Below are 26,392 nucleotides of genomic sequence, written 5' to 3'. Positions count from 1 at the left end.
GCCCCGGAGCGGGGATCGGGCAGGTGCCTCAGGCGGGGTACGCGGCAGGGGCGCCGGGCCGCCGGCTCCTAAGGGCGTCCGCCAGTAGGTCATCGGATGCGAGGGCTTGGTGGGCGGGTGTCCCAGCGGTAGAGCGTCCAGGCGCGTCGGATGAGGCTGCGCACGACGCCACGCCGTGTCCGGACTACGCGGTACGCCATCTGGTCGGGCATCTGGTCGGGCATCTGACCGGCCTCTCCGCGGCCTTCCGGGACGCCGGGCGCGAACATCTCGGGGCCACGACGGACACCGCGCCCACCGCCGGGCTGCCCGACCTGACACCCGGATGGCGGACCGAACTGCCCGAACTGCTCGGCGAGTTGGCCGAGGCCTGGCATGACCCGGCCGCGTGGACGGGGCAGACGCGGGCGGGCGGTGTGGAGCTGCCCGGCGAGATCGCGGGCATCGTCGCCACCGACGAGCTCGTCGTGCACGGCTGGGATCTGGCCCGTGCGACCGGACAGGAGTACGTGCCCGACGCGGCGGCCCTGCGGGCGGCGTACCGGATGCCGGCCGCGTCCGTCGACGACCCGTCGCGCAACAGCATCTTCGGCCCGGTGGTGGCCGCCCCGCAGAGCGCGCCCCTGCTGGACCGGGTGATCGGGCTGAGCGGGCGTGACCCGGGGTGGAGGGCTGCCGCCGGAGGGCGCTGAGGAGATCTCAGGCCCCGGGCAGTTCCACCGTGACGCGCAGCCCGCCGGCGGGGCGCGGGGTGAGGGCGAGCGTTCCGTCGTGTGCGTGGGCGATGGTCCTGACGATCGCCAGGCCGAGGCCGACGCCTCCGTGGTCGGTGTGCACGCGTTCGGCGCCGCGCCGGAACGGTTCGGTGAAGGTCGAGGCGAGCTCCGGGGAGATCCTCTCGCCGGAGTTCTCGACCGTGAGCACCACACCGCCGGGCCGGACGCCGGTACGCACCCACACCCTGCCCCGGTCGGGCAGATTGTGGACGATCGCGTTCTGCACGAGGTTCGTGGTCAACTGCAGGAGGAGCGCGTGCGATCCGGCGGTGGGGGTGATGTCGCCGCGCGTCTCCAGGACGACGCCACGCTTCTCCGCGAGGGGCAGGAGCGTTTCGGCGGCCTCTTCGGCCAGGAGTGACAGGTCCACCCGTTCCCGGGTGAAGGTCCGCCGCTCGGCGTGGCTGAGCACGAGCAGTGCCTCGGTGAGGTCGATGGCCCGGGTGTTGACGGCGTGGAGGCGTTCGACGACCTCGCCGGTGTCGTGGTCCGGATCGGTGCGGGCCACATCGATGAGGGCCTTCGAGATGGCCAGCGGGGTGCGCAACTCGTGCGAGGCGTTCGCCGCGAATCTCCGCTGCTCGGCGACGTGCTCTTCGAGCCGGGCCAGCATCGTGTCGAAGGCGTCGGCGAGTTCGCGGAACTCGTCCTTGCGGCCCGGCAGCCGGATGCGGTGGGAGAGGGTCCCGGCCGAGGTCAGGCGGGCGGCGCCGGTGATGCGGGTCAGCGGGGCGAGCATCCGGCCGGCCAGGATCCATCCTCCGACGAGACCGAACACCAGCAGGAACGCCAGCACCGCCGCCGCCCTCGGAGCGAACACGCGCAGAAGGCCGGACCGGATGGGAAATACACCGTCCATGGCGCTGTCGTCGGCGTTGATGAGCATCGCGCGGTCGGGGACGTAACGCAGGAGGAACAGCCACACCGCCGCGAGCAGCAGAACGCCGGCCAGCATGAGGAATCCGGCGTAACTGAGGGCGAGCCTGGCGCGCACGCTCAACCCGGGGGCTCTATCCACGCTCGTCTCCCTCGTGCTCGGCGTCTCCCTCGTGCTCGGCGTGTCCGGCGTGCTCGGCGTATTCGGTGTGTCCGGCAGCCCCCGCCTCCGGGCGCGCCTCGATGCGGTAGCCGACGCCCGGCACGGTGGCGATGATCCAGGGTTCGCCGAGCCGTTTGCGCAGGGCCGAGACGGTGATGCGCACGGCGTTGGTGAACGGGTCGGCGTTCTCGTCCCAGGCGCGTTCCAGCAGGTCCTCGGCGCTGACGACACCGCCCTCGGCGGCGACGAGGACTTCCAGCACGGCGAACTGCTTCCTGGTCAGCGCGACATAGCGGTCGTCGCGGTGGACCTCGCGGCGGAAGGGGTCCACTCGCAGGCCCGCGATTACCCGCACGGGTGGCCTGCTGTGGGCGCGCCTGCGGTCGAGTGCTCTGAGCCGCAGGACGAGTTCCTTGAGGTCGAACGGTTTCGTGAGGTAGTCGTCGGCGCCCAGCTCGAACCCGGTGGCCTTGTCGTCGAGACGGTCGGCGGCGGTGAGCATCAGGATCGGCATGCCGCTGCCGGAGGCGACGATGCCCCTGGCGATCTCGTCACCGGACGGCCCGGGGATGTCGCGGTCGAGTACGGCGATGTCGTACGCGTTGACGCCCAGCAGTTCCAGCGCGGTGTCGCCGTCGCCCGCGATGTCCGCCGCGATCGCCTCCAGACGCAGGCCGTCGCGGATGGCTTCCGCCAGATAGGGCTCGTCCTCGACGATCAGCACACGCATGTGCTTGAGGCTACGAGCCGACGCCTGTCGTCGGCGTATCGAAAACCGGATACACCCGGGCAACATCGCGCCGCCTTGACTGGCGGTATGACTCGCAACCCGCCACCGGCGCGATGACCGGCCCGCCGGATCCGATGGCTCCTCCTCCTCCTCGTCGTCGTGGCAGGCGTGGTGGCGGTCCCCGAAGTACCGGAACCAGCTTCTTCGCGACGCGGTCTCCGCCCACGGGTCGAAGGACGGCACGTGTCGGGGGACGCCGCCGGCATCGGGCACTCCGACGCGGCGAAGTGGCTCTCCGGGCACGGCGTCGACCACGGCTGTGCCGGATCCACCGGAACGAGCCCTGGCACTTCGCACTGTGTACCCGTGCGATCGGGCGCCGGTGCCGGACATGCACGCCAACCCCACCGACGACCCGAGGACGCAACAGTGACCGACAACGAGCGGGGACGGACGATGACGCGGGCCGACACGGCGGACGCCGCCGACACTGCGGGCACGGCGGGCACGGCGGCTGTGGCCGGCATCCGCCGCGCGGTCCGCGTCGGCCTGCGGCCGGGCCCCTGGAAACGCGGCCCGGTGCTCGCGGCGCCGGCCCTGCTGCTCGGACTGGCTCTGCTGCTGCACGCGAGGATCCCGAACCGGATCGGGAACTTCGGCAGCCTGGTGGAGACCTTCCTGCCCTGGCTCGGCCTGTTCGTCCCGGTGCTGCTCGCCGGAGCACTGTGGCGCCGCTCCGCCTCCGCGGTGGTCGCGCTGCTGCTGCCGGTCACGGTGTGGCTGAGCCTCTTCGGCGGGCTGCTCGGCGACAGGTCACACCCGGGCGGCGACCTCACCGTGGCGAGTCACAACGTCGGCGCGGCCAATCCCGACCCGGCCGGCACCGCCCGCGCCCTGGCCGCCTCGGGCGCGGACGTGCTGGCGCTGGAGGAACTGACCCCGCAGGACCGGGGCACGTACGAGAAGGGGCTGGCGAAGGCGTACCCGCACCACGCGGTGCTCGGCACGGTCGGGCTGTGGAGCAGGCTGCCGCTGTCCAACACCCGGCCGGTCGACATCAGGACGGACGCCGGGCCGCTGGCGAGGAGCAGACCGGCCGACGCCACGACGGCCGAGAACCGGGCGCTGCGCACCACGGTGGCCACGGACCACGGGCCGCTGGCGGTGTACGTGGCCCACCTGGGATCCGCGCGGGTGAATCCCAGGTCGGGCTTTTGGACGGACTCGCGGGACAGGAACGCGCAGGCGCTCGGTGAGGCCGTCGCCGCCGAACGGAACGAGCGCGTGGTGCTGCTCGGTGACCTGAACGGCACCATGGACGACCGCGCGTTCGACGGCATCACTTCGCAGATGCACTCGGTCCAGGACGCGGCCGGGGACGGCTTCGGGTTCACCTGGCCGGCGAGCTTCCCGGTGGCGCGGATCGACCAGATCCTGGTCCGTGGAGTGCAACCGAGGAGCGCGCGGGTGCTGCCGGCCACCGGCAGCGACCACCTGCCGGTGGCCGCCGCGGTCACCTGGTGAACCCACGGCCGCCGGACGTCGGCGGCAACTTCTTCTGTCGGAAGCATTGACGAAACACAGAGGCGCTTCTAGCTTCGTCGCGTCGTACTTCGTACGTCATATATGAGACGCGATACGCGAGATCAGATACGCGATCCCTCGATCCCTGAGGGCTCCGCGCCACCGAGAGGCGAGCATGACCTCTGTGCCCATGCCGATCCCCTCCCGCACGCAGTACGTGCAGGAAGGGATCAAACACCGCATCCTCACCGGGCAGTTGAGCCCGGGCCAGGCCCTGGTCGAGACCGAGCTCGCCGCACAGTTCGGGGTGTCCAAGACCCCGGTGCGCGAAGCGCTCAAGACCCTCGCCGGCACCGGGCTCGTCGTGATGAACCAGTACAAGGGCGTCACGGTGCGCATGGTGGACGCGGACATGGCGCGCGAGGTGTACGACGTGCGGCTGCTGCTCGAACCGGAGGCCCTGCGGCGCTCCGTCCTGCGCGGCACCTCCCTCGACACGGCGCGCGAGGCGCTCGAACGCGCCGACGCCGCCACCGACACCGCCCAGCGGTCCCTCGCCAACCGCGAGTTCCACCGCTCCCTGTACGTCCGCTGCGGCAACCCGCTGCTCGGCCGGATGCTCGACGAGGTCCGGGACCAGGCCGCCCTGGTCTCCGCGGTGGCCTGGGCCGCCGACCCGTCCTGGGAGCGCGAGGCCACCGAGCACCGGGAGATCCTGCGGCTCGCCCTCGAAGGCGACTCGGACGGCTCGGCACGCGCCCTGCACTCGCACATCGCCTCCTTCGTGCAACGGGCCTTCCCCGAGGTCCAGGGAAAGGGTGAACAGGAATGACCGCGACCACGACCACGTTCGAGGCTCAACGGGCCGCCCTCGCCGACGTGGTGGCGATCCCCGTGACCCCCTTCGCCGAGGACGGCTCCATCGACAGGGACGTCCATCGCGCGCTGCTGCGGCGGGCGCTCGACGCCGGCGTGCGTATCGTCACGCCGAACGGCAACACCGGCGAGTACTACGCCCTCAGCCCCGAGGAGCGGCGCCTGGTCACGGAGTTGACCGTCGACGAGGCGCGCGGCCGGGCCGCCGTCCTGGTCGGGGTCGGGCACGACCTGCCGACCGCCGTCGCCTCCGCCCGTCACGCCCGGCAGCTCGGGGCCCAGATGGTGATGGTCCATCAGCCCGTGCATCCGTACGTGTCGGAGGACGGCTGGGTCGACTACCACCGGGCGATCGCGGAGGCCGTCCCCGAACTGGGCGTGGTCCCCTACATCCGCAACCCGGTGCTCGCCGGCGCCCGGCTCGCCGAACTGGCCGACGCCTGCCCGAACGTGATCGGCGTGAAGTACGCCGTGCCGGACGCGGCCCGCTTCGCCGCGTTCGCCCGGGACGCGGGGCTCGAACGCTTCGTGTGGGTGGCCGGTCTCGCGGAGCCGTACGCGCCCTCGTACTTCTCGGCGGGCGCCACGGGCTTCACCTCCGGGCTCGTGAACGTCGCCCCGGCCGTCTCGCTGAACATGATCGAAGCACTGCGCTCCGGTGACTACGCGGGCGCGATGAAGATCTGGGAGCAGATCCGCCGCTTCGAGGAACTGCGCGGGGCCAACGGCTCAGCCAACAACGTGACGGTCGTCAAGGAGGCCCTGGCCTCGCTCGGCCTGTGCCGCCGGGACGTCCGCGCGCCCAGCAGGCAGCTTCCCGAGTCCGAACGGGCCGAGGTCGCCGCCATCGCCGCGGGGTGGTCCATATGACCGGCGTCAGCCCGTCGACACCCGAAAGCAGCCGGATCCCGGCCCCGGAAAGGCAGTTGCGCAGCCACCAGTGGTACGGCAGCGGCGTCTCGTCGGGCTTGCGCTCCTTCAGCCACCGGGCCCGCACCCGGCAGCTCGGCTACCTCCCCGAGGAGCACCTCGGCAAGCCGGTCATCGCGATCCTCAACACCTGGTCCGACATCAACCCCTGCCACGTCCACCTGCGCGACCGTGCCCAGGCGGTCAAGCGGGGTGTGTGGCAGGCCGGCGGCTTCCCCCTTGAGTTCCCGGTGTCGACGCTGAGCGAGACCTTCCAGAAACCCACCCCGATGCTCTACCGCAACATGCTCGCGATGGAGACCGAGGAGCTGCTGAGGTCGTACCCGGTCGACGGGGCCGTCCTCATGGGCGGCTGCGACAAGTCCACGCCCGCGCTGCTGATGGGCGCCGCGTCCGTCGACCTGCCGGCCGTGTTCGTGCCCGCCGGTCCCATGCTGCCGGGCCACTGGCGCAACGAGATCCTCGGCTCGGGCACCGACATGTGGAAGTACTGGGACGACAAGCGGGCCGGGCTCATCGGCGACTGCGAGATGACCGAACTGGAGAGCGGTCTGGCGCGCTCGCCCGGCCACTGCATGACCATGGGGACGGCGTCCACGCTCACCGCCGCCGCCGAGGCGCTCGGGGTCACCGTGCCCGGCGCCTCCAGCATCCCCGCGGTCGACTCCGGGCACGACCGGATGGCCGCCGCCTCGGGGCTCAGGATCGTCGAACTGGTCCGCCAGGACCGCAAGTTGTCCGACATCCTCACCCAGGAGGCCTTCGAGGACGCCGTGACGACCGTCCTGGGACTCGGCGGCTCCACCAACGCCGTGATCCACCTCATCGCCATGGCGGGACGGGCCGGAGCCCGGCTCACCCTCGACGACTTCGACCGCATCGCCCGTACGGTTCCGGTCCTGGCGAACGTACGGCCCGGCGGCCACACGTACCTCATGGAGGACTTCCACTTCGCCGGCGGACTGCCCGGGTTCCTGTCGCGGATCACCGACCTCCTGCACCTGGACCGGCCGACCGTCTCGCACGACAGCCTGCGCGAACAGCTCGCCTCCGCGCAGGTGCACGACGACGAGGTCATCCGCACCCGGGACAACCCCGTCGCCGCCGAGGGAGGCGTCGCCGTGCTGCGTGGCAACCTCTGCCCCGACGGCGCGGTGATCAAGCACATCTCCGCCGAGCCGCACCTGCTCAGGCACACCGGCCCCGCGGTCGTCTTCGACGACTACCGGACCATGCAACGCACCATCAACGACCCGGAGTTGGGCATCACGGCGGATACCGTGCTGGTACTGCGCAATGCCGGGCCCAAGGGCGGCCCCGGCATGCCCGAGTACGGCATGCTGCCGATCCCCGACCATCTGCTGAAGCAGGGCGTACGGGACATGGTGCGGATCTCCGACGCCCGGATGAGCGGGACGAGTTACGGCGCCTGTGTGCTGCACGTGGCGCCCGAGTCGTACATCGGCGGGCCGCTCGCCCTGGTCCGCACCGGTGACACCATCACGCTCGACGTCGACGCACGCTCTCTGCGACTCAACGTGGACGACGAGGAGCTGGAGCGGCGGCGGGCGCGGTGGACCGCGCCGCCCGAGCGCTACGAGCGCGGCTACGGCGCGCTCTACAACGACCAGATCACCCAGGCCGACTCCGGCTGCGACTTCGCCTTCCTGGCCCGGCCGGGCAAGGTGCCGGACCCGTACGCCGGCTGATCCGTCATACCCGGGACCGCCTCGCACCTCGCGGTCCGGCTCCCGCACACCGTACGTGAAAGCGCTTGCCATCAAGATCGCGCGCCCGTACCACCGGCTTGATCCGTACCACCGGTTCGACCCGCACACCCGAGAACGGAGAACAGTCATGGCACAAGCCGCAGCCGTGGCGAAGCAGCCCGCGCCACCGAGGCGGCGCCGTGGCTCGGCGACGCCCCGCAGGCTCCCGTATCTGCTGATCGCCCCGGCGGGACTGCTGATGCTGGGCTTCATCGCCTACCCGGTGCTCAGCGTCTTCTACTACAGCCTGCAGAACTACAACCCCACCAAACCGTGGCGCAACGGCTACGCGGGCTTCGACAACTTCACCCGCATCTTCACCGAGGACCCGCAGTTCTGGGACACGCTGGTCTTCAGCGGCAAGTGGGTCGTCGTCGAGGTCGGGCTCCAGCTGATGTTCGGCCTGGCGCTGGCACTGATCGTCAACCAGACCTTCGTGGGCCGCTCGCTCGGCCGCGCCATGGTCTTCTCACCCTGGGCCGTCTCCGGTGTGCTCACCTCCGCGATCTGGGTCCTGCTCTACAACTCCCAGACGGGCATCACCCGTTACCTCGCGGACCTGGGCATCGGGGAGTACGGCACCAGCTGGCTCTCCGACACCTCCACGGTCTTCTCCGCGGCGGTGGTCGCCGACCTGTGGCGCGGAGTCCCCTTCTTCGCGATCCTCATCCTCGCCGACCTCCAGTCCGTGTCGAAGGACCTCTACGAGGCCGCCGAGGTCGACGGCGCCAGCCGCCTGAGGCAGTTCCTGCACATCACACTGCCCCACCTGAAGGACGCGATCATCCTCTCCACCCTGCTGCGCGCGGTGTGGGAGTTCAACAACGTCGACCTGCTCTACACGCTCACCGGCGGCGGGCCGGCGGGAGAGACGACGACACTGCCGCTCTACATCGCCAACACCAGCGTCGACGCACACAACTTCGGCTACGCCTCGGCCTTGACCACCGTCGCGTTCGTGATCCTGCTGTTCTGCTCGATGGTCTATCTGCGGCTGAGCAAGTTCGGAGTGGGTGGGGACAAGTGATCACCAAGGACATCGACACCATCACCCCGGCCGAGCGGTCCGTACCGGTGGCCGACGAACCGCCGCAGCGCCCGCGCAAGGGCAGGCGCGCCTGGGACGAGGCCCCGCGCTGGCAGATCTACCTCCCGCTCGGCATCTACCTCGTCTTCACGCTCGTCCCCTTCTACTGGATCCTGCTGTTCGCGCTCAGGCCGACCGGCTCCACCTCGCTCGTGCCCTGGCCGATGACGTTCGAGCACTTCGACAAGGTGTGGAACGACCGCAGCTTCGGCACGTACTTCAAGAACAGCGTGTACGTCGGCCTCGCCACGCTCTTCATGACCACGCTCGTCGCCCTGGCCGGCGGCTACGCGCTGGCCCGCTTCGACTTCAGGATCAAGCGCGCGTTCATGCTGGCGCTGCTCTGCTCGCAGTTCGTGCCGGGCGCGCTGCTCCTGGTGCCGCTGTTCCAGATCTTCGCCGAACTCCAGATGATCAACTCGCTGGGCAGTGTCATCATCGCCGAGACCGTCTTCCAGCTGCCGCTGTCGATGATCCTGATCGGCGGTTTCATCCGGAACGTGCCGTACTCCCTCGAAGAGGCCGCCTGGGTCGACGGCTGCAACCGCTTCACCGGCTTCCGGGTCGTCGTCCTGCCGCTGCTGCGGCCCGGACTGATCGCGGTGGGCTCCTTCGCCTTCGTGCACTCCTGGAACCACTTCCTGTTCGCCCTGATGTTCCTCAGCAACCAGGAGAAGCAGACGATCCCCGTCGGCCTCAACAGCCTGATGAGCGCCGACAGCGTCGACCTCGGCGCACTCGCCGCGGGCGGCATCATCGCGGCCGTACCGGTCGTGATCGTCTTCGCCTTCATCCAGAAGTGGCTGATCACGGGCTTCAGCGCCGGGGCGGTGAAGGGATGAGCGACCACGGGGGACCTCTTCCCGTCGTTCTCGCGGGCGCCCGCGGGCACGGCCGCTGGCACCTGGAGAACATCCGACGCCTGCAGGACAAGGGCCTGGTGCGTCTCGCGGGGATCTGCGAACTGACCCCGCTCACCCAGGAGGAACTGGCCGGCTTCTCCGCGCCCGGTGAACTCTCGGTGCAGGGCGCCGACTTCGGCGCCCTGCTGGACTCCACCGGCGCCGCGATCGCCGTGGTCTGCACGCCGATCCCCACCCACACCGACCTGGCGCTGACGGCCGCCGCCAGGGGCGTGCACCTGCTGCTCGAAAAGCCGCCGGCCCCGTCGTACGACGAGTTCCGCCGGATGGCCGACGGGGTCGCGGCGGCCGGGGTGGTGTGCCAGATCGGCTTCCAGTCGATGGGCTCGCACGCCGTGCCCGCGATCCGGGAGCTGATCGCGCGGGGCACGATCGGCAGCGTGCACGGTATCGGCGGGGCCGGGGCCTGGGGCCGCGCCGAGGAGTACTACCACCGGGCGCCCTGGGCAGGACGGCGCCGGATGAACGGGGCCGACGTGGTCGACGGGGTACTGACGAACCCGCTGGCCCACGCCGTGGCCACCGCCCTCGCGCTCGACGGCGCCACCCGCGCCGAGGACGTCGCCGGCATCGAGACCGAGCTGCTGCGCGCCAACGACATCGAGTCCGACGACACCTCCTGCGTCCGTGTCACCACCGCGGGCGGCAGCCGGATCACCGTCGCCGCGACCCTGTGCGCCGAGCATCCGGGCGAGCCGTACGTGGTCGTGCACGGGACCAGCGGGCGCGTCACCTTCTGGTACAAGCAGGACCGCGTCCTCGTCCAGCGCTCGGGGCACGGCCCGCAGGAGTTCACGTACGGGAGGACCGATCTGCTGGAGAACCTGGTCGAGCATCTCGAAGGCAGGGCCGGGCTGCTCGTCGCCCCCGACACGACGGGCGCCTTCATGAAGGTCGTCGAAGCGATCCGGCAGGCGCCGGACCCGGTCGCACTGCCCGACGACGCCTGGTACCTCGACGCCGACGAGAACCGTCGGGTCGTGCCCGGGGTCGACGGGCTCGTCGCGGCCGCCGCCGACACCCTCGCCCTCTACTCCGAGCTGGGCGCCTCGTGGGCACTGTCGAAAGAGGTCAGCACCTGATGAACAACGAGTCGCTGGTCCTGCGCGTCGCGGGCCGCCCGGTCGGCCGTTACACCGCCCGGCCCGAACTGGCCCCGACGCTGTCACCGCGTCCGTACCTCCATCCCGTCACCACCCTGGCCGGCACGGCTGTCACCGAGCTCAGCCCCGCCGACCACCTCCATCACCTCGGCGTCGGTGTAGCCGTTCCCGACGTCGAGGGTCACAACTTCTGGGGCGGCCGCACCTTCGTACGCGACCAGGGGCCGACCGAGCTGGACAACCACGGTGCCCAGCGGCACTCCGCGTTCCAGCTGCGCGACCCGGACGGCTTCGTGGAGGAGCTGCGCTGGGTCGCCGCCGGAGCCGAGCTGCTGCGGGAGCGGCGTACCGTCGCGGCGACCGAACTCACCGACACCGCCTGGGCGTTGGACTTCACCTTCTCGCTCACCAACACCACCTCCGAACCCCTGTCGATCGGCAGCCCGGCGACCAACGGCCGGCCCGGCGCGGCCTACGGCGGTTTCTTCTGGCGGGCCCGCAAGGAGGCCGAACCGCCGGCCGTGTTCACGGCGGACACCGAGGGTGAGGACGCGGCGCACGGCACACGCGCCGGCTGGGTGGCGCTCGCGGGAGCCGGCTGGACGCTGGTGTTCGCCGGGGCCACCGACCGCACCCGGCGCGACCCGTGGTTCGTGCGCAGCACCGAGTATCCGGGCGTCGGCTCGTCCCTGGCCCACGAGGAGCGGCTGCCGGTCCCGGCGGGGGAGACCGTCGTACGCCGGGTCGTCACCGTGGTCGCCGACGGCCGGCTCGACCGGGCCGAGGCGGCGGCGCTCGTCCGCAAGGCGGTGAGCCCGTGAGCGGCCGGAAGGAGCCCTTGAGCGGCCAGGACAGATCCGTGAGCGGCCAGGAGAAGCCCTTGAACGACCAGGACGCACCCGCCTTCACCGCCGACCTCGGCGACGGCACGTACCGCAATCCGGTCCTGAACGCCGACTGGTCCGACCCCGACCTCCTGCGCGTCGGCGACGACTACTACCTGACCGCCTCCAGCTTCGGCCGGGCCCCGGGCCTGCCGCTGCTGCACTCCCGCGACCTGGTCAACTGGACGCTGATCGGCCACGCGCTCCAACGCCTGGAACCCGCAAGGGAGTTCAGGAAGCCCCGGCACGACTGCGGGGTGTGGGCACCGGCGTTACGGCATCACGACGACCGCTTCTGGATCTTCTGGGGCGACCCCGACCACGGCATCTTCCAGGTCAACGCACCCGAGATACGCGGCCCCTGGACCCGGCCCCACCTCATCAAGGCGGGCAAGGGACTCATCGACGCGTGCCCCCTGTGGGACGAGGAGAGCGGCGAGGCGTACCTCGTGCACGGCTGGGCCAGATCCCGCTCCGGCATCAAGAACCGGCTCACCGGGCACCGTATGCGGCCCGACGGCACCGGCCTGCTCGACGAGGGCAAGCTGATCGTGGACGGCGACCGCATCCCCGGCTGGTTCACCCTCGAAGGGCCGAAGCTGTACCGGCACGACGGCTGGTTCTGGATCTTCGCCCCCGCGGGCGGGGTCGAGACCGGCTGGCAGGGCGCCTTCCGCTCACGCGGCTTCTTCGGCCCGTACGAGGAGAGGGTCGTCCTGGAGCAGGGCGACACCGACGTCAACGGCCCCCACCAGGGCGGCTGGGTGACCACCCCGTCCGGCGAGCACTGGTTCGCGCACTTCCAGCAGAAGGGCGCGTACGGGAGGGTCGTCCACCTCCAGCCGATGCGCTGGGGCCGGGACGGCTGGCCGGTCATCGGTGACGAGGGCACCCCCGTCGCCGTGCACCGCAAGCCCGATCTTCCGCCGCAGCCGCCTGCCGCGCCCGCCACCGACGACGACTTCCCCGGCGGGCGGTTCGGGCGGCAGTGGCAGTGGACCGCGAACCGGCAGGACGGCTGGGCGACCCAGCACTCCGGCGACGGACTGCGGCTGAGCTGTGTGCGGTCGGCGGACGCCGACGATCCGCGCAAGCTGGCGAACGTGCTCACCCAGCGGCTGCCCGGCTCCCCGTGCACCGTCGAGGTGGAGCTGCGGCTCGACGCCGAGGAGCCGGGCGCACGGGCCGGACTCGCCGTGCTGGGCGACGCGTTCAGCTGGATCGGGCTCGAACGGGGGGCCGACGGGACGGTCCACCTCGTGCACCGGTTCGGCGACCCGGTCGCGGAGCGGGAGCGCGACGCCGCGCATCCGCGGATGGCGCCCGACGGACGGGTCCGGCTGCGGATCGAGAGCGGCGCCGGGGCGCGCTGCCGCTTCTCGTACGACCTCGGCGGCGGCTGGGAGCCCTCCGGCCAGGTGTTCGCCGCCACGCCCTGGCGCTGGGTCGGCGCCCTGCTCGGCCTCTTCGGGGTCGCGCCGTCCGGCGCGGGACACGCCGGGGCGGCCACGTTCACGCGGTTCCGCATCACCGCCCACGAGACCGGCCGGCACACCGCGCCACCTGCCTGACCGCACCACGTCATCATCGTTGTAAGCCTGTTGGGAGCCGCAATGACGCACTTCCTGAGCAAGCGCTTGCCGAAACCGAGGCCGGGTCCCGGTCCCGGCCGGGTACTGGTCACGGTCGCCGCACTGGTGGCCGCGCTGGGGCTGGGGGCCCTCACACCGGCCGAGGCGGCCACCGAGGGGTCCTCGGTGACGGTGTCCGAAGCCGACGTCTCGACCTCGTCGGCCACGGACCGTTCGGCCGGCACCGCGCACGGCTTCGCCTCCCTCGAAGGCGGTACCACGGGAGGGGCCGGCGGCAAGGTCGTCACGGTGACCACCCAGGCCGACCTGGAGCGCTACGCGACGGCCGAGGAGCCGTACGTCATCCGGGTGGCCGGCGCGATCAAGGCGGAGCCGTTCGGCGCGAACATCGCCGTGGCCTCGGACAAGACCGTCATCGGCGTCGGCACGGCGGGCGAACTCGTCCAGGGCGAACTGCACCTCGCCCCCGGCACCCACAACGTGATCATCCGCAACCTGACGATCCGCGACTCCTACGTCGAGGGCGACTGGGACTGCAAGGACACCGACTTCGACGGCATCCAGATGGACACCGCCCACCACGTCTGGATCGACCACAACCGCTTCTCGCGGATCTGCGACGGGCAGCTCGACATCCGCAAGGACAGCGAGTACGTCACCGTCTCCTACAACCGCTTCGAGAACAACAACAAGACCTTCGGCATCGGCTGGACGCCGAACGTGAAGACCCAGATCACCGTCGACCACAACTGGTTCCGCGGCACGAAGCAGCGCAACCCGTCCGCCGACAACTGCGCCTACGCACACCTCTACAACAACTACATGACCGCGCAGGCGGACCCCGGCGACCCGGTGTGGACGTACGGCAACTGGTCCCGTGGCGCGACGAGGATGGTCATCGAGAACAGCTACTACGACGGCGTCCAGCATCCCTACCAGGCGGACACCACCGCCGAGTTGGTGCAGCGCGGGTCGATCCTCAGGAACACCACCGGACGGCACGAGGAGTGGGGCGCGGCCTTCGAACCGCGGGACTTCTACGCGTACCGGCCGGACCCGGCGGCGGCCGTCCCCGGGCTCGTGTCCCGGTTCTCCGGGCCGCGGGAGGAGCTGGGCGGGAACACCGTGCTGAACGTGCCCGGCGACCACCCGACGCTCCAGGCCGCCGTGGACGCCGTACCCGACGGCAACGACGGCACGATCACGATCCGCCTCGCGCCGGGCACGTACCGCGAGCAGGTCCGCATCGCGGCGGCCAAGTCATCGCCGTGGACCGACATGAGCGGTTTCTCGTGGCGGGACGCGCGCTTCGCCGAGTACCGCACGTACGGCCCGGGCGCCACGATCACCGCCGACCGGCCGCAACTGCCGGACGCCGACGCGGCCACGCACACGGTCACCGACCACCTCGCCGGGACCGACGGCTGGGCACCTCATGCCCGCCACCACTGACCCCCACGGATGCATGGCTTCACAGTTCGCCGCTCCATCGCGGCAGAGCCGCACAGCGACACAACCCTCGTCGGAACCAGAAGAAGAGAGCCGATCATGAAGAGCAGCATGCGCAGCAGCAGTGGAGGAGCGCGCCGCTCCGCAGCCGCCGTCGCCGTGACCGCCGTCCTCGCGCTGACCGCCACCGCGTGCGGTGACGACGGCGGCGGTTCGTCGGGCGACAAGGGCGCCGAGGGCAGTGGCAAGGGTGAGATCACCTTCTGGGACAACAACGGCGGTGTCCGCACCGACATCTGGAAGGAGATCATCGCCGACTTCGAGAAGGCGAACCCGGACATCGACGTCAAGTACGTCCCGATCGCCGCCACCGAGTACCAGTCCAAGGTCGACACCTCCATCCAGGCCAAGGGGCTGCCGGACGTCGGCGGTGTCGGCGCGGCGATGCTCGCGGGCTTCGCCGCGCAGAACGCGCTGGAGCCGCTGGACGACCGCCTCGGCAAGTCCTCCCTGAACGCCAAGCTCAACGAGGACATGGTCAAGTCGCTGAAGGCCGCGGGCGGCGGCGGCGCCGACGACAGCACGCTGTACTCGGTGCCGACCTCGGCCAACAACGGCGTCCTCTACTACCGCACCGACCTGTTCAAGAGCGCCGGCCTGGACGCGCCCACCACCTGGGACAAGTTCTACGAGTCCGCCGACAAGCTCACCGACAAGGACAAGAACGCCTTCGGCTACACCATCCGCGGTGGCGCCGGTTCCATCGCCCAGGCACTGGACGCGATGTACGGGCAGTCAGGCATCACCTCGTTCTGGGACACCGGCAACGAGAAGACAACGGTCAACGACCCGAAGAACGTGGCGGCCCTGGAGAAGTACACGGGCCTCTTCAAGAAGGTCACCCCGGCCGCCGACCTCAACAACGACTTCACCAAGATGGTCGCCCAGTGGGACTCCGGCACGATCGGAATGCTCAACCACAATCTGGGCTCCTACCAGGACCACGTGAAGGCGCTGGGCGCCGACAAGTTCCGCGGTATCCCGCAGCCGGTCGGGCCGGGCGGCAAGCGTGTCCAGGTCTCCAACCCCGTCGACGGGCTGGGCATCTTCAAGACCTCCAAGAACAAGGAAGCCGCCTGGAAGTTCATCGAGTTCGCCACGGAGAAGGCGCAGAACTCCAGGTTCAACGAGTCCGCGGGGGCGGTGCCGTCGAACAACGACGCCGCGAAGGACGCGTGGGTTTCCGAGGCCGAGCCGACGAAGCTGGCGGCCGAGGCGCTGACCGACGGTTCCACGACGATCGTTCAGCTGCCGTACTACCTGCCCGACTGGAACACCATCTCGAAGACGGACAACGAGCCGGCTTTCCAGAAGGTGCTGAACGGGTCCTTGAGCGAGAAGGACTTCCTGGACACGTTGGCCGACCAGCTCGACACCGCTCAGGCGGAGTGGAACGAGCAGAAGGGTTAACCCTGGCCGGGGGTGGCTTGATGGTGGGGCTTGTGGGGTGACTGCGGGGCCGCTGTGGCGGGTCGCGCAGTTCCCCGCGCCCCTGAGAAGCCAAAGATTGCGCCGTTCCCCGCGCCCCTATGGGCAAGAGATTGCGCCGTTCCCCGCGCCCCTAGAGGCACAAGACTGCGCCGTTCTCCGCGCCCCTCAAAACGAAAGGCATGCTGACGTGAGCCTCACTCGTAGACAGGTCACCACGGCTGCGCTCGCCGCCGTTCCGCTCGCCGTCGCCGGGACGGGGCCCGCTGTCGCCGCCTCGCAGGGGCGGCCCCGTGGGCGCACGCTCTTCATCGCCGGTGACTCCACCGCTGCTCAGAAGTACGCCGCTGCCGCGCCCGAGACCGGGTGGGGCATGGCGCTGCCGTTCTTCCTGCGGGAAGGGCTGGTCGTGGCCAACCGTGCCGTGAACGGGCGGAGTTCGAAGAGTTTCATCGACGAAGGGCGTCTTGACGTCATCCTCGCCGCTGTTCGGCCCGGCGATCTTCTGCTCGTCCAGTTCGGGCACAACGACTCCAAGGTCGCCGATCCCACGCGGTACACCGAGCCGTGGACGACGTATCAGGACTATCTCCGTCAGTACGTCGACGGGGCGCGGGCGCGGGGAGTACGGCCCGTGCTCGCCACGTCCGTGGAGCGGCGGAAGTTCGACGCCGACGGGAACGCCGTGGCGACCCACGGCGACTATCCGGTGGCCATGCGGGCCCTCGCCGAGGAGGAGGGGGTGGCTCTGCTCGATATCCAGGCCCTGTCGATGGCCCGCTGGCAGGAGTTGGGGGTCGAGGAGACGAAGAAGTACTTCAACTGGACCGATGTCGAGCAGGACAACACGCATTTCAATCCGCCGGGGGCGATTGCCGTCGCCCGGTTGGTCGCGGGGGAGTTGTCGCGGCGCCGGGTGATTCTGCCGCGCGATGTCCGGCGGCTCGGTGAGGTGATTCCTGAGTCCTGGATCAGTTGGCCAGAAGCCTGAGCGTTCAGCAGGTCCGTCTGCAGGTGCCGGTCCGTTGTGGCTGGTCGCGCAATTCCCCGCGCCCCTGAAGACAGAAGATCGCGCCGTTCCCCGCGCCCCTAGGCATATCGCCTCACTCTCCGTTTGAAAGGAACCGTAGCTATGCGTACTTCTGTATGGCATGCGCATGCCATAGCGACCTTCGCCGGATGCACCGCACTCGCCCTCGGTGCGACCGCGACCGTCGCCCATGCCCAAGCCGGTCAGGCAGCCCAGGGCCGTGATCTCGGGCGGGAGACCCTTGCCGCCGGGGACGGGTGGGGGTCCGAAGGGGCCGGGACCAGTGGAGGGTCCGCGGCCGATGCCGAACACGTCCACACCGTCACCACCTGGGACGCGTTCAGGGCCGCGTTGAAGGCCGGCGGGGACGCGCCGAAGATCGTCAGGGTCAAGGGAGTCATCGACCCGGTCGCCGAGGGGTGTGCCTCGTTCGCGGCCCCCGGGTACGACTTCGACGCCTATCTGGAGAAGTACTCGCCCGAGAACTGGGGCCTGGACACCGACCTGTCCGGGGAGCCCGCCGACAGTCCCGAAGGGCTGCGGGCCTCCTCGGCCGCCGGCCAGGACGCCGCCATCAAGGTGAACGTCCCCGCCAACACCACCATCGTCGGCATCGGCAAGGGCGCCGGCATCAGAGGCGGCAGCCTGCAGATCAAGGGCGTCGACAACGTCATCCTGCGCAACCTCACCATCGAGGCCCCGCTTGACTGCTTCCCGCAGTGGGACCCGACCGACACGGCCACCGGCGCCTGGAACTCCGAGTACGACGCGGTCGTCGTGTACGGCTCCACCCATGTGTGGGTCGCCAACAACACCCTGACCGACGGCCGCTACCCGGACAGCACCCTGCCCACCTACTTCGGCCAGACCTACCAGCAGCACGACGGCCTGCTCGACATCGTGCGCGGCGCCAACCACGTCACGGTGTCCTGGAACTCGGTCGAGGACCACGACAAGACCATGCTCATCGGCAACAGCGACAGCGCCGGAGCGACCGACACCGGCAAGCTCAAAGTCACCCTGCACCACAACAAGTTCGAAGGCGTCGTCGAGCGGGCGCCGCGTGTCCGCTTCGGGCAGGTCGACTCGTACAACAACCACTTCGTGGTGCGCGAGGGGCAGTCGTACGGCTACACCTTCGGCGTCGGGATCTCCTCGCAGCTGTACGCCTCCCACAACGCGTTCTCGCTGCCCGCCGGGGTCAGCGCGGCCAAGACCCTGAAGAAGTGGAGCGAGGCGCCGCTCACCGCCGAGAACAACTACGTCAACGGCCGGAAGACAGATCTCATCGCCGTCCACAACGCGGAGATCCCCGCCGAGACCCTCCAGTCGGGCGCCGGATGGACACCCACCCTGCGTACCAGGGTCGACTCACCGCGTGCCGTGCCCGGCATCGTCGACGGCCGCGCGGGCGCCGGAAAGGTCTGCTGATCATGACCCTGCCGACAGGCGCGAGCAGACGGTCCTTCGTCGTCGCGAGCGTCGGGGCCGCCCTCGCGCTGGGGACCGGCGGCACCGCCCGAGCGCGCGACCGGTCCCCCTTCGGGCGGTACGGTTCGCCGTCCGCCCGGCTCGACGGGCGGACCCTGTACGTCCACCCCGGCGGCCTCGGCGACCACACCACGGTCCAGGCCGCGGTGAACGCCGCGAGCGGGAGCGGGCACACACTGGTCATCGCCCCGGGAACGTACCGCGGGACGGTCGCCGTCAGCGCCGCGCGTACGGAACTGACCTGGCTCGGGGCCTCCGGGGACGCGCGTGACGTCGTGATCGTCCACGACAACGCCAACGGGACGCAGAAGCCGGACGGCTCCGGCCCCTACGGCACGACCGGCTCGGCCACCACGACCGTGCAGGCGGACGGGTTCACCGCCCGGGACATCACCTTCGCCAACGACTGGCTGCGCGCCGACCACCCCGAGATCACCGGCACTCAGGCCGTCGCCATCAAGGTGCAGGGCGACCGGTCGGCGTTCCTCCGCTGCCGGTTCCTGGGCCACCAGGACACCCTGTACGCCGACTCCCTCGCGCTCACCGCCTTCGCCCGGCAGTACTTCGCGCACTGCTACGTCGAGGGGGACGTGGACTTCGTGTTCGGGCGGGCCACCGCCGTGTTCGAGCACTGCCACTTCCGCACCCTGCGCCGGACCGACCTCGCCGCGGCCCCGTACGGCTTCATCTTCGCTCCCTCGACCGCGGTCGCCAACCCGCGCGGTTACCTCGTGACGAGCAGTCGGGTGACGAGCGGGGCGCCGGACGCCTTCTACAAGCTGGCCCGGCCCTGGGTACCCGGGTCCGACCCCACCGCGCGGCCCATGCTGACCGTGCGCGAGACCCGCCTCGGCGCCGGGATCGACGCGGTGGAGCCGTACACCAACATGTCGGCCACCTATCCGTGGCAGAGCCAGCGGTTCGCCGAGTACCGCAACAGCGGTCCGGGCGCCGTGATCACCGTCCCCGCGAACCGGCCCCGGCTCACGCCCGCGGAAGCCGTCTCGCACACCCGCGGAACGTATCTCGGTGACTGGAGGCCGTATGAGCACCGGTAGTGAGCAGTCGCCCCTGGGCCGGTCGCCCCTGGGGCGGCGGTCGTTCGTGGCGGGTGCCGGCGCGGCGGCGCTGCTGGGCGCGGCGGGCGCCGGAGCGCCCACGGCCCACGCGGCCCACAGCACGGGCATCGTGGAGGGCAACCTCCCCGACTTCCACCCCCTCCTCAAGGACGAGCTGCGCTTCCCGCTCGCCTGGGGCACCTCCCCGGTCCGGGACTTCCGGGCCTGGCGGCGGACGGCCCGCTCGAAGGTCGAGGAGCACCTCTTCGTCGAGCGGGACCACACCCCGTACGAGCCGTCGTACGAGCCGTCGTACGAGCCCTCCTTCGACGAGGGCGAGCGGGCCGAGGCCGACGGATACACCCGGCAGTCGGTGACCCTCTCCCTCACCCGGTACGAGCGGGTCCGCGGTTCCCTGCTCACCCCGCACGGCACCGGCCCCTTCCCCGCCGTCCTCCTGCTCCACGACCACGGCGCCAAGTTCGACATCGGGAAGGAGAAGCTGGTCCGGCCCTGGGACGACGAGTCACGGCTGGCCTCGGCGCAGGCCTGGGCGGACCGCTGCTTCAGCGGGCGGTTCGTCGGTGACGAACTGGCCCGGCGCGGATACGTGGTCCTCGCCCTGGACGCGCTCGGCTGGGGCGACCGCGGCCCGGTCACGTACGAGCAGCAGCAGGCACTGGCGAGCAACTTCCTCAACCTGGGGTCCTCGCTCGCCGGGCTCATGGCCCGCGAGGACGTGCGCGCCGCCGGCTTCCTGGCCGGTCTCGACCGGGTGGACCGGCGTCGGGTCGCGGCCGTCGGGTTCTCCATGGGCGCCTTCCGCGCCTGGCAGACGGCCGCCCTCAGCGACGACATCGCGGCCGCGGCGAGCGTGTGCTGGATGACCGGGCTGAAGGAGGTCATGGTGCCCGGCAACAACATCCTGCGCGGCCAGTCCTCGTACTGCATGCTCCACCCCGGGCTCGCCCGGCATCTCGACTTCCCCGACGTGGCGAGCATCGCCGCGCCCAAGCCGTCGCTCTTCTTCCACGGCGCCCAGGACTCCCTGTTCCCCGCGGAAGGGGTGCGGGTCGCGTACGACAAGCTGCGCGCCGTCTGGCGCTCACGGCACGCCGGGGAGCAACTGCGCACCAAGGTCTGGCCCGAGCTGGGCCATGTGTTCACCGCGCCCCAGCAGGACGAGGTCTTCAGCTGGCTCGACGCCGTCCTGTGACAGCTTCCCCCCACACCGCTCACCTCACCCGCCGAACGACGAACGACGAACGACGAAAGGTCCCCCCACCATGTCCCGTCGTACCGCCCTCTCCCTGACCGCGGCCCTCGCCCTCGGTGCCGGACTCGCCGTGGTCCCCACCCAGGCGCAGGCAGCCACCGTGGTCGTCAGCACCACCACCGACCTGACCAACGCCCTCAAGAACGCCACCGCCGGTACGGTCATCCAGGTGCGCGCAGGCACCTACTACCCGACGGCGACCCTCCAGTCGACCGCCAACGGCAGCTCCTCCAGCCGTATACACCTGCAGCCCTACGGCTCCGAGACCGTGAAGATCGACGGCTCGAACCTCCCGGACGGGGACTGGATCTTCAAGCTCACCGCCGACTACTGGACCGTCTCGGGCATCACCTTCCAGAACTCGCCGGACAGCGCGGTCGTCTGCCAGTCGTGCGCCTCCACGGTCTGGGAGAACATCAGGACGATCAACGGCGGCGACTCCGGGTTCACGCTCACCGGTGACAGCACCACCGACAACACCGTCCGCAACATCGACTCCTACGGCCACTACGACGCCGCCACCCACGGGGAGAACGCGGACGGCATCGCCGTGAAGTTCGGCTCCGGCAGCGGCAACCTCATCACCGGGGCGCGCCTCTACAACAACTCGGACGACGGTCTCGACTTCTGGTCGTTCTCGTCGCCGGTGACCGTCGAGCACACCTGGGCCATGGGCAACGGCAAGAACCGCTGGTCGGACTCGGCGTTCGCGGGCGACGGCAACGGCTACAAACTCGGTGGCGACGGCGAGGTGGTGCCGCACGTCATCAACAACTCGGCGGCCTGGGACAACGCGGGCAGCGGCTTCACCGAGAACAGCAACAAGGGCGCCATCGTCATCAACCGCACCACCGCCTACGCCAACGTCAAGTACGGCTACTACTTCGCCACCGGCGCGGCCAAACTCGGCAAGAACCTGGCCGTGAGCAACGGGACGGCAGTCAGCAGGGGCAGTTCGGTCGTCTCCGCCGGCAACAACTGGGACTCCGGCATCTCGACACCCTCGTTCCGCTCCACGGACGCCTCGACGACGTACAACAGCCGTCAGTCGAGCGGCGCGCTGCCCGTGACCACGTTCCTGACCACGGGCAGCACCACGATCGGCGCGACGATGGACTGAGAGCCCGCGTCCCGGACGCAGGGCTCACCCGGGCGCCCTCACCGAGCCACAGCTTCGGCGCGAGTCTCGACAGGCTCTCGCCCGGCCCCATCGGGAGGACGACCTCGGAGGCGGCCCGGTGACGACCGCGTACCCCTGTTTCGCGGGGGGCACGCGAACGCCCCTCGCCGGTCGTCACCGGCGGGGGGCGTCGCTCTGACTGGCCGAGGGGGGCTCAGGCCAGCAGATCTGCGGGGTCCAACGACACGGTGGTCACTGGTACGTGATGTCAGATGCCGTGTAGTCGCAGTAGGTTGCGTCCGGGCCCGAACCGTTTGTCGTCGGCTCGGCACCCGTGTTGTTGCCGATGTACTTCTGGCACGGCACGATCTTCTTGCTGCTGTCACCGACGACCGTGATGTTCCGCAGGGCCGCGGTGTCACCGTAGTTGGTGTTGATGCCGACCAGCCGTGAACCCGGCGCGGTCACCTCGACGGTGTTGAAGATCGAGGTGCGCTTGTACTGCGTCGAGCAGTTGCCGCACGAGCGGTACAGCGTCTTGAAGTCCTGCACCGCGAACTTCGAGACGACGAGCTTGCCGCCGCCGTTGTGCTGGAACACCTTGTCCGCGGCCTTCTTCGCCCCGCCGCCGTACACGGTGTAGACGGCGGAGTTGCCGCCCTTGAAGGTCGCGGCGTCCTCGCCGACGTCCTCCCACCAGACGTTCTGCAGTGTGCAACTGCCCTGGCAGTGGACGCCGTCGGCGCCCGGCGCGCCGATGATGACGTTCTTGAGCGTCGCTCCGTCGGCGAGCTGGAAGATCGGGTCCTGGCCCTCCTCCTGGCCGTCACCGGCCAGCTCGCCGCTGCCGTAGTAGCGCTTGTAGCCCCCGTCCCGGGTACCCGAGACGGCGATGGTCGACGAGACGGCCTCGCTGCCGGTGGCGGTCGGCCAGGTGGTGGCGGCGCTCGCCGTCGACAGCATCGTGCTGGTGAACATCGCGGCTCCCGTCAGGGTGAGCGCGGACACGCCACCGATGAGGGCACGCTTGCGGTCGGTCCTGCGGCGGTGACGTGCACGGGGTTCCACGCGTGAGGTCATGTCCCGTTCCTTCACATGGGGAGAGATCTTGCGTCTCCTGGTCGCCACCCGGACGGCAAGGGTTGCCGCGCGCCGCGATTCGTTTCACCGCCCCGGGCTACGGGGCTACGGGGCGACGTCGTCGGACGCGGACGCGGACCCGCCGCGTGCGAAGTCGCCCACCACGGTCAGCGTATGGCCGTCGGCCCGGGCGTCGGCCGTATACGTGTCGCCCCCGGCGTCGCGGCCACCGCGGTCGTGGTCGTACTGGCCCGCGAATACCCACTCGCCCGGCCACACCGTACGGCCCGGCCTGAGCGTCCATGTGTAGGTGAGGAAGCCGTCCCGCTCGGCGACGGACACGGCGAAGTCATCCTCGGGGGCGGAGCGCCAGGAACCCGCCGAGGTGACCCCGCCGGTCTGCTCGACCTTCAACACGACGGTCAGTGCGGTGAGTTGCTTGTCGGTCTTCACCGTCACATCGCTCTGCGCCCAGAACTCGTTGCTGTGCGGGTCGACCGACCCGTCCGACCACAGCGGGCCGTCCTCGGTACCGGCGGCGGGGGACGCCGGCGGGCTCGAACGCCTCGGCGGGTCCGGCGACCCGGCCGGGTCCGGCGGGAGCGGGGCACGACTCGACGCCTCCTGCTCCGGGGTGGGAGCCGGGCTGGAGGTGACCGCCACCGTCCGGTCGCCGGGCGCCCCGCCCTTCAGCGCCGACGCGACGGCGTAGCCGCCGACCGCGAGCACGCCCGCGACCGCGGCCGTGGCACCGACGACACGGAACCAGCCGAGCGCGCTCGGACGAGGGCCGGGACCCGGCGTGCTCTCCTCACCGGCCATACCGCGTTCGACGCGGGCGAGGATGCGGGCGCGATCGGGCCCGTACGACTCGGCCGAGTCCCGCAGCAGGGCGCGCAGTGCGTCGTGCACGTCCTTCACCGCCCCCTCGCCCCGGTGATCCCCCCGGTGCCACCGGCACGCAGCGCCGCCGCGTGCATCCGCCGCGGAGCGTCCCGCGACCCCAGCAGTCGCTGCAGCTCCGCCATCCCCTTCGACGTCTGGCTCTTCACCGTACCCACCGAGACACCGAGGGCGAGCGCGGTGTCCTTCTCCGACAGGTCGAAGGAGTGGCGCAGGACCACACACGCCCGTTTGCGGAACGGCAGTCTGCGCAGCGCCTCCTGGACGTCCACCATGCCGGGCACGTCGGGGTTCTCGGTCCTGTCCTCGCGCTGCGACCAGAACAGGGTGATCCGTCTTCGCTCGCGCACCGCGCTGCGGATCCGGCTGCGCGCCATGTTGGCGACCACACCACGTGCGTACGCCACCGGGTGGTCCGCGGCGCGCACGCGGTCCCAGCGGTGCCACAGCGCGAGCAACGCGTCCGCCGCGAGATCGTCGGCGGCGTCCGACTCACCCGTCAACAGATGGGCCAGACGGGCCAGTTCGGAGTAGTGCCGCTCGAAGAAGTCGTGGAACTCCACGGAGGCGGCGTCGTCGACGACAGTGCCCACGGACGACCTCTCCCTGTCGGTTCATTCTGTAACACGATGAAAACCTGAAACTGGTTCAACGCGGGAACAATCCAGCCAGCATCCGCTCACCAGGCACGCAGGTAACGAGGAGTATCCGCCATGTCCGAAACGCAGCAGGTGGAGGACCGGCCAGGTGCCGGAGCGCCCCAGGCCAACAGCGTCGACCGGTTCTTCAAGATCTCCGCCCGGGGCTCCGGCGTCGGCCGGGAAGTGCGCGGCGGCTTCGCCACGTTCTTCACGATGGCCTACATCCTTGTCCTGAATCCCATCATCCTCAGCAGCGCCGAGGACAAGTTCGGCGACCGGCTCGACAGCGTGCAACTGGTCACCGCCACCGCCCTGGTGGCCGCGGTGATGACGATCGTCAGGGGTGTCGGCGGCAACCTGCCGCTCGCCCTCGCCGCGGGCCTCGGCCTCAACGCCGTCGTCGCCTTCCAGATCGCCCCGCTGATGAGCTGGGACGACGCGATGGGCCTCATCGTCCTCGAAGGCCTGCTGATCTGCGTCCTGGTGGTGACGGGACTGCGCGAGGCCGTCATGTACGCGATCCCGCAGCCGCTCAAGCAGGCGATCAGTGTCGGCATCGGGCTGTTCATCGCGTTCATCGGCTTCGTCGACGCCGGATTCGTCAGCCGTGTACCGGACGCCGCCAACACCACCGTGCCGGTGCAGTTGGGGGCCACGGGTGCGCTGACCGGCTGGCCGGTCCTGGTCTTCTGCCTCGGGGTGCTGCTGACCATCGGGCTGCTCGCCCGCAGGGTCAAGGGCGCGATCCTGATCAGCATCGTGACCATGACGGCCGTCGCGATCGTCATCGACGAGATCGCGGACGTCGAGAGCTGGGGCCTGACCACGCCCCGGGTGCCCGACGACGTGGTGGCCTCGCCCGACTTCGGACTGCTCGGTGAATTCAGCCTGTTCGGCGCGTTCGGCGAGGTCGGTGTGATCACCGTCGTGCTGCTGGTGTTCACGCTGATCCTGTCGGACTTCTTCGACACCATGGGCACCGTCGTCGGCGTCAGCGCGGAGGCCGGGCTGCTGGACGAGGACGGCAAGGTGCCGAACCTGGGCCGCGTCCTGCTCATCGACGGCGCCGCGGCGGTCGCGGGCGGCGCGTCGTCCGCGTCCTCCGCCACGTCGTACATCGAGTCGGCGGCGGGGGTCGGCGAGGGCGCCCGTACGGGGTTCGCGAATCTCGTCACGGGCGGGTTGTTCGCCTGCGCGCTCTTCCTCACGCCGCTGCTGACCATCGTGCCGATGCAGGCGGCGGCGCCGGCGCTGGTGGCCGTCGGGTTCCTGATGATGACGCAGGTCAAGCACATCGACTGGGACAGGTACGAGATCGCCATCCCCGCGTTCCTGACGATCGCGGTGATGCCGTTCACGTACTCGATCACGAACGGGATCGGGGCGGGGTTCGTGTCGTACGTCCTCATCAAGACGGTGCTGGGCCGGGCGAAGGAGGTGCACTGGCTGTTGTGGGGCACGTCGGTGCTGTTCCTGATCTACTTCGCCATAGACCCGATCGAACAGCTCCTGAACGTGAAGTAGCCCCCTTCCGGGGCGGGGCCTTCGGGAGCCTACGGGCCGGTGAGGGCTGGCCGCGCAGTTCCCCGCGCCCCTAGGAAGGGCTGCGCCCCATCAGGGGCG

The 26,392-nt window shown here is 70.3% G+C and carries 22 protein-coding genes and 1 pseudogene; 18 read left to right on the top strand and 5 right to left on the bottom strand.

The window, feature by feature from the left end:
* Positions 1 to 164: 164 nt before the first annotated feature.
* A pseudogene (locus ACIOKD_RS07415) lies at positions 165 to 692 on the top strand (TIGR03086 family metal-binding protein); the annotation flags it as partial.
* A 7-nt stretch (positions 693 to 699) separates the two neighbouring features.
* Here the strand turns inward: ACIOKD_RS07415 and ACIOKD_RS07410 are convergent.
* Together ACIOKD_RS07410 and ACIOKD_RS07405 are read right to left on the bottom strand one after the other, a co-directional pair.
* Entirely contained in the window at positions 700 to 1,794 is a 1,095-nt protein-coding gene (locus ACIOKD_RS07410; RefSeq protein ID WP_402079532.1) for a sensor histidine kinase, read from the bottom strand.
* A complete protein-coding gene (locus ACIOKD_RS07405; RefSeq protein ID WP_402079529.1) occupies positions 1,787 to 2,545 on the bottom strand; it encodes a response regulator transcription factor in 759 nt (252 codons plus the stop codon). Before ACIOKD_RS07405 ends, ACIOKD_RS07410 begins: the two co-directional genes overlap by 8 nt.
* A 456-nt stretch (positions 2,546 to 3,001) precedes the next feature.
* Here ACIOKD_RS07405 and ACIOKD_RS07400 point away from each other — a divergent pair, with 456 nt between their 5' ends.
* From ACIOKD_RS07400 to ACIOKD_RS07325, 16 genes are all read left to right on the top strand, one after another.
* The gene (locus ACIOKD_RS07400; protein ID WP_402080647.1) at positions 3,002 to 4,069 is read left to right on the top strand and encodes an endonuclease/exonuclease/phosphatase family protein; all 1,068 of its coding nucleotides are present in this window, start codon (positions 3,002 to 3,004) and stop codon (positions 4,067 to 4,069) included.
* Positions 4,070 to 4,244: 175 nt separating this feature from the next.
* Positions 4,245 to 4,901 (top strand): GntR family transcriptional regulator, encoded by a 657-nt coding sequence (locus ACIOKD_RS07395; RefSeq protein ID WP_402079527.1) that lies wholly within the window; start codon positions 4,245 to 4,247, stop codon positions 4,899 to 4,901.
* Positions 4,898 to 5,815, top strand: a complete 918-nt coding sequence (locus ACIOKD_RS07390; RefSeq protein WP_402079524.1) for a dihydrodipicolinate synthase family protein — start codon at positions 4,898 to 4,900, stop codon at positions 5,813 to 5,815. Before ACIOKD_RS07395 ends, ACIOKD_RS07390 begins: the two co-directional genes overlap by 4 nt.
* A complete protein-coding gene (araD, locus tag ACIOKD_RS07385) occupies positions 5,812 to 7,584 on the top strand; it encodes an L-arabinonate dehydratase (RefSeq protein ID WP_402079522.1) in 1,773 nt (590 codons plus the stop codon). The genes ACIOKD_RS07390 and araD overlap by 4 nt, the downstream gene beginning before the upstream one ends.
* Before the next feature lie 148 nt (positions 7,585 to 7,732).
* Positions 7,733 to 8,671 carry a carbohydrate ABC transporter permease gene (locus ACIOKD_RS07380; RefSeq protein WP_402079519.1) on the top strand — a complete coding sequence of 313 codons (939 nt, stop codon included), beginning with the start codon at positions 7,733 to 7,735 and terminating at the stop codon, positions 8,669 to 8,671.
* Positions 8,668 to 9,573, top strand: coding sequence for a carbohydrate ABC transporter permease (locus tag ACIOKD_RS07375; RefSeq protein ID WP_402079517.1), 906 nt, complete (start codon positions 8,668 to 8,670; stop codon positions 9,571 to 9,573). The genes ACIOKD_RS07380 and ACIOKD_RS07375 overlap by 4 nt, the downstream gene beginning before the upstream one ends.
* Positions 9,570 to 10,736, top strand: coding sequence for a Gfo/Idh/MocA family protein (locus ACIOKD_RS07370; protein WP_402079514.1), 1,167 nt, complete (start codon positions 9,570 to 9,572; stop codon positions 10,734 to 10,736). Before ACIOKD_RS07375 ends, ACIOKD_RS07370 begins: the two co-directional genes overlap by 4 nt.
* Positions 10,736 to 11,578: a PmoA family protein gene (locus ACIOKD_RS07365; RefSeq protein WP_402079512.1), complete on the top strand. Its 843-nt coding sequence runs from the start codon at positions 10,736 to 10,738 to the stop codon at positions 11,576 to 11,578. The genes ACIOKD_RS07370 and ACIOKD_RS07365 overlap by 1 nt, the downstream gene beginning before the upstream one ends.
* 59 nt (positions 11,579 to 11,637) lie before the next feature.
* Positions 11,638 to 13,212: a family 43 glycosylhydrolase gene (locus ACIOKD_RS07360; protein WP_402080645.1), complete on the top strand. Its 1,575-nt coding sequence runs from the start codon at positions 11,638 to 11,640 to the stop codon at positions 13,210 to 13,212.
* A gap of 42 nt (positions 13,213 to 13,254) precedes the next feature.
* Positions 13,255 to 14,685, top strand: coding sequence for a right-handed parallel beta-helix repeat-containing protein (locus ACIOKD_RS07355; RefSeq protein WP_402079509.1), 1,431 nt, complete (start codon positions 13,255 to 13,257; stop codon positions 14,683 to 14,685).
* 96 nt (positions 14,686 to 14,781) lie between these two features.
* The gene (locus ACIOKD_RS07350) at positions 14,782 to 16,152 is read left to right on the top strand and encodes an ABC transporter substrate-binding protein (protein ID WP_402079506.1); all 1,371 of its coding nucleotides are present in this window, start codon (positions 14,782 to 14,784) and stop codon (positions 16,150 to 16,152) included.
* Positions 16,153 to 16,360: 208 nt separating this feature from the next.
* Positions 16,361 to 17,161 carry a rhamnogalacturonan acetylesterase gene (locus ACIOKD_RS07345; RefSeq protein WP_402079503.1) on the top strand — a complete coding sequence of 267 codons (801 nt, stop codon included), beginning with the start codon at positions 16,361 to 16,363 and terminating at the stop codon, positions 17,159 to 17,161.
* 141 nt (positions 17,162 to 17,302) lie between these two features.
* Complete coding sequence (locus tag ACIOKD_RS07340) at positions 17,303 to 18,631, top strand: polysaccharide lyase family 1 protein (protein ID WP_402079501.1); 1,329 nt, start codon at positions 17,303 to 17,305, stop codon at positions 18,629 to 18,631.
* A 2-nt stretch (positions 18,632 to 18,633) separates the two neighbouring features.
* Positions 18,634 to 19,749 (top strand): pectinesterase family protein, encoded by a 1,116-nt coding sequence (locus tag ACIOKD_RS07335; RefSeq protein WP_402079498.1) that lies wholly within the window; start codon positions 18,634 to 18,636, stop codon positions 19,747 to 19,749.
* Positions 19,736 to 20,965, top strand: a complete 1,230-nt coding sequence (locus ACIOKD_RS07330) for a dienelactone hydrolase family protein (protein WP_402079496.1) — start codon at positions 19,736 to 19,738, stop codon at positions 20,963 to 20,965. The genes ACIOKD_RS07335 and ACIOKD_RS07330 overlap by 14 nt, the downstream gene beginning before the upstream one ends.
* Before the next feature lie 70 nt (positions 20,966 to 21,035).
* Positions 21,036 to 22,145, top strand: a complete 1,110-nt coding sequence (locus tag ACIOKD_RS07325; RefSeq protein WP_402079493.1) for a right-handed parallel beta-helix repeat-containing protein — start codon at positions 21,036 to 21,038, stop codon at positions 22,143 to 22,145.
* Between the two features lie 252 nt (positions 22,146 to 22,397).
* Here ACIOKD_RS07325 and ACIOKD_RS07320 read toward each other — a convergent pair whose 3' ends face one another.
* The 3 genes from ACIOKD_RS07320 to ACIOKD_RS07310 all read right to left on the bottom strand — a co-directional run bounded on the left by ACIOKD_RS07320 (position 22,398) and on the right by ACIOKD_RS07310 (position 24,721).
* Positions 22,398 to 23,225, bottom strand: coding sequence for a pectate lyase (locus tag ACIOKD_RS07320; protein WP_402079492.1), 828 nt, complete (start codon positions 23,223 to 23,225; stop codon positions 22,398 to 22,400).
* Between the two features lie 105 nt (positions 23,226 to 23,330).
* Entirely contained in the window at positions 23,331 to 24,146 is an 816-nt protein-coding gene (locus ACIOKD_RS07315; RefSeq protein WP_402079489.1) for a hypothetical protein, read from the bottom strand.
* Complete coding sequence (locus ACIOKD_RS07310; RefSeq protein ID WP_402079487.1) at positions 24,143 to 24,721, bottom strand: SigE family RNA polymerase sigma factor; 579 nt, start codon at positions 24,719 to 24,721, stop codon at positions 24,143 to 24,145. Before ACIOKD_RS07310 ends, ACIOKD_RS07315 begins: the two co-directional genes overlap by 4 nt.
* 120 nt (positions 24,722 to 24,841) lie before the next feature.
* On the opposite strand from ACIOKD_RS07310, the gene ACIOKD_RS07305 reads away from it, so the two are divergent.
* The gene (locus ACIOKD_RS07305) at positions 24,842 to 26,293 is read left to right on the top strand and encodes an NCS2 family permease (protein WP_402079484.1); all 1,452 of its coding nucleotides are present in this window, start codon (positions 24,842 to 24,844) and stop codon (positions 26,291 to 26,293) included.
* Positions 26,294 to 26,392 lie beyond the last annotated feature (99 nt).

It is taken from the genome of Streptomyces sp. NPDC087844 (assembly GCF_044742785.1).
GTDB lineage: Bacteria > Actinomycetota > Actinomycetes > Streptomycetales > Streptomycetaceae > Streptomyces.
Note: the sequence above shows the minus strand (reverse complement) of the source record. Positions and strands in the feature narration are given on the sequence as shown.

Coding starts and splice junctions, on each gene's coding strand:
- ACIOKD_RS07335 (WP_402079498.1), top strand. CDS start 18,634: ATGACCCTGCCGACAGGCGCGAGCAGACGGTCCTTCGTCGTCGCGAGC.
- ACIOKD_RS07305 (WP_402079484.1), top strand. CDS start 24,842: ATGTCCGAAACGCAGCAGGTGGAGGACCGGCCAGGTGCCGGAGCGCCC.
- ACIOKD_RS07380 (WP_402079519.1), top strand. CDS start 7,733: ATGGCACAAGCCGCAGCCGTGGCGAAGCAGCCCGCGCCACCGAGGCGG.
- ACIOKD_RS07395 (WP_402079527.1), top strand. CDS start 4,245: ATGACCTCTGTGCCCATGCCGATCCCCTCCCGCACGCAGTACGTGCAG.
- ACIOKD_RS07370 (WP_402079514.1), top strand. CDS start 9,570: ATGAGCGACCACGGGGGACCTCTTCCCGTCGTTCTCGCGGGCGCCCGC.
- ACIOKD_RS07340 (WP_402079501.1), top strand. CDS start 17,303: ATGCGTACTTCTGTATGGCATGCGCATGCCATAGCGACCTTCGCCGGA.
- ACIOKD_RS07365 (WP_402079512.1), top strand. CDS start 10,736: ATGAACAACGAGTCGCTGGTCCTGCGCGTCGCGGGCCGCCCGGTCGGC.
- ACIOKD_RS07320 (WP_402079492.1), bottom strand. CDS start 23,225: ATGACCTCACGCGTGGAACCCCGTGCACGTCACCGCCGCAGGACCGAC.
- ACIOKD_RS07330 (WP_402079496.1), top strand. CDS start 19,736: ATGAGCACCGGTAGTGAGCAGTCGCCCCTGGGCCGGTCGCCCCTGGGG.
- ACIOKD_RS07325 (WP_402079493.1), top strand. CDS start 21,036: ATGTCCCGTCGTACCGCCCTCTCCCTGACCGCGGCCCTCGCCCTCGGT.
- araD (WP_402079522.1), top strand. CDS start 5,812: ATGACCGGCGTCAGCCCGTCGACACCCGAAAGCAGCCGGATCCCGGCC.
- ACIOKD_RS07400 (WP_402080647.1), top strand. CDS start 3,002: ATGACGCGGGCCGACACGGCGGACGCCGCCGACACTGCGGGCACGGCG.
- ACIOKD_RS07350 (WP_402079506.1), top strand. CDS start 14,782: ATGAAGAGCAGCATGCGCAGCAGCAGTGGAGGAGCGCGCCGCTCCGCA.
- ACIOKD_RS07355 (WP_402079509.1), top strand. CDS start 13,255: ATGACGCACTTCCTGAGCAAGCGCTTGCCGAAACCGAGGCCGGGTCCC.
- ACIOKD_RS07405 (WP_402079529.1), bottom strand. CDS start 2,545: ATGCGTGTGCTGATCGTCGAGGACGAGCCCTATCTGGCGGAAGCCATC.
- ACIOKD_RS07390 (WP_402079524.1), top strand. CDS start 4,898: ATGACCGCGACCACGACCACGTTCGAGGCTCAACGGGCCGCCCTCGCC.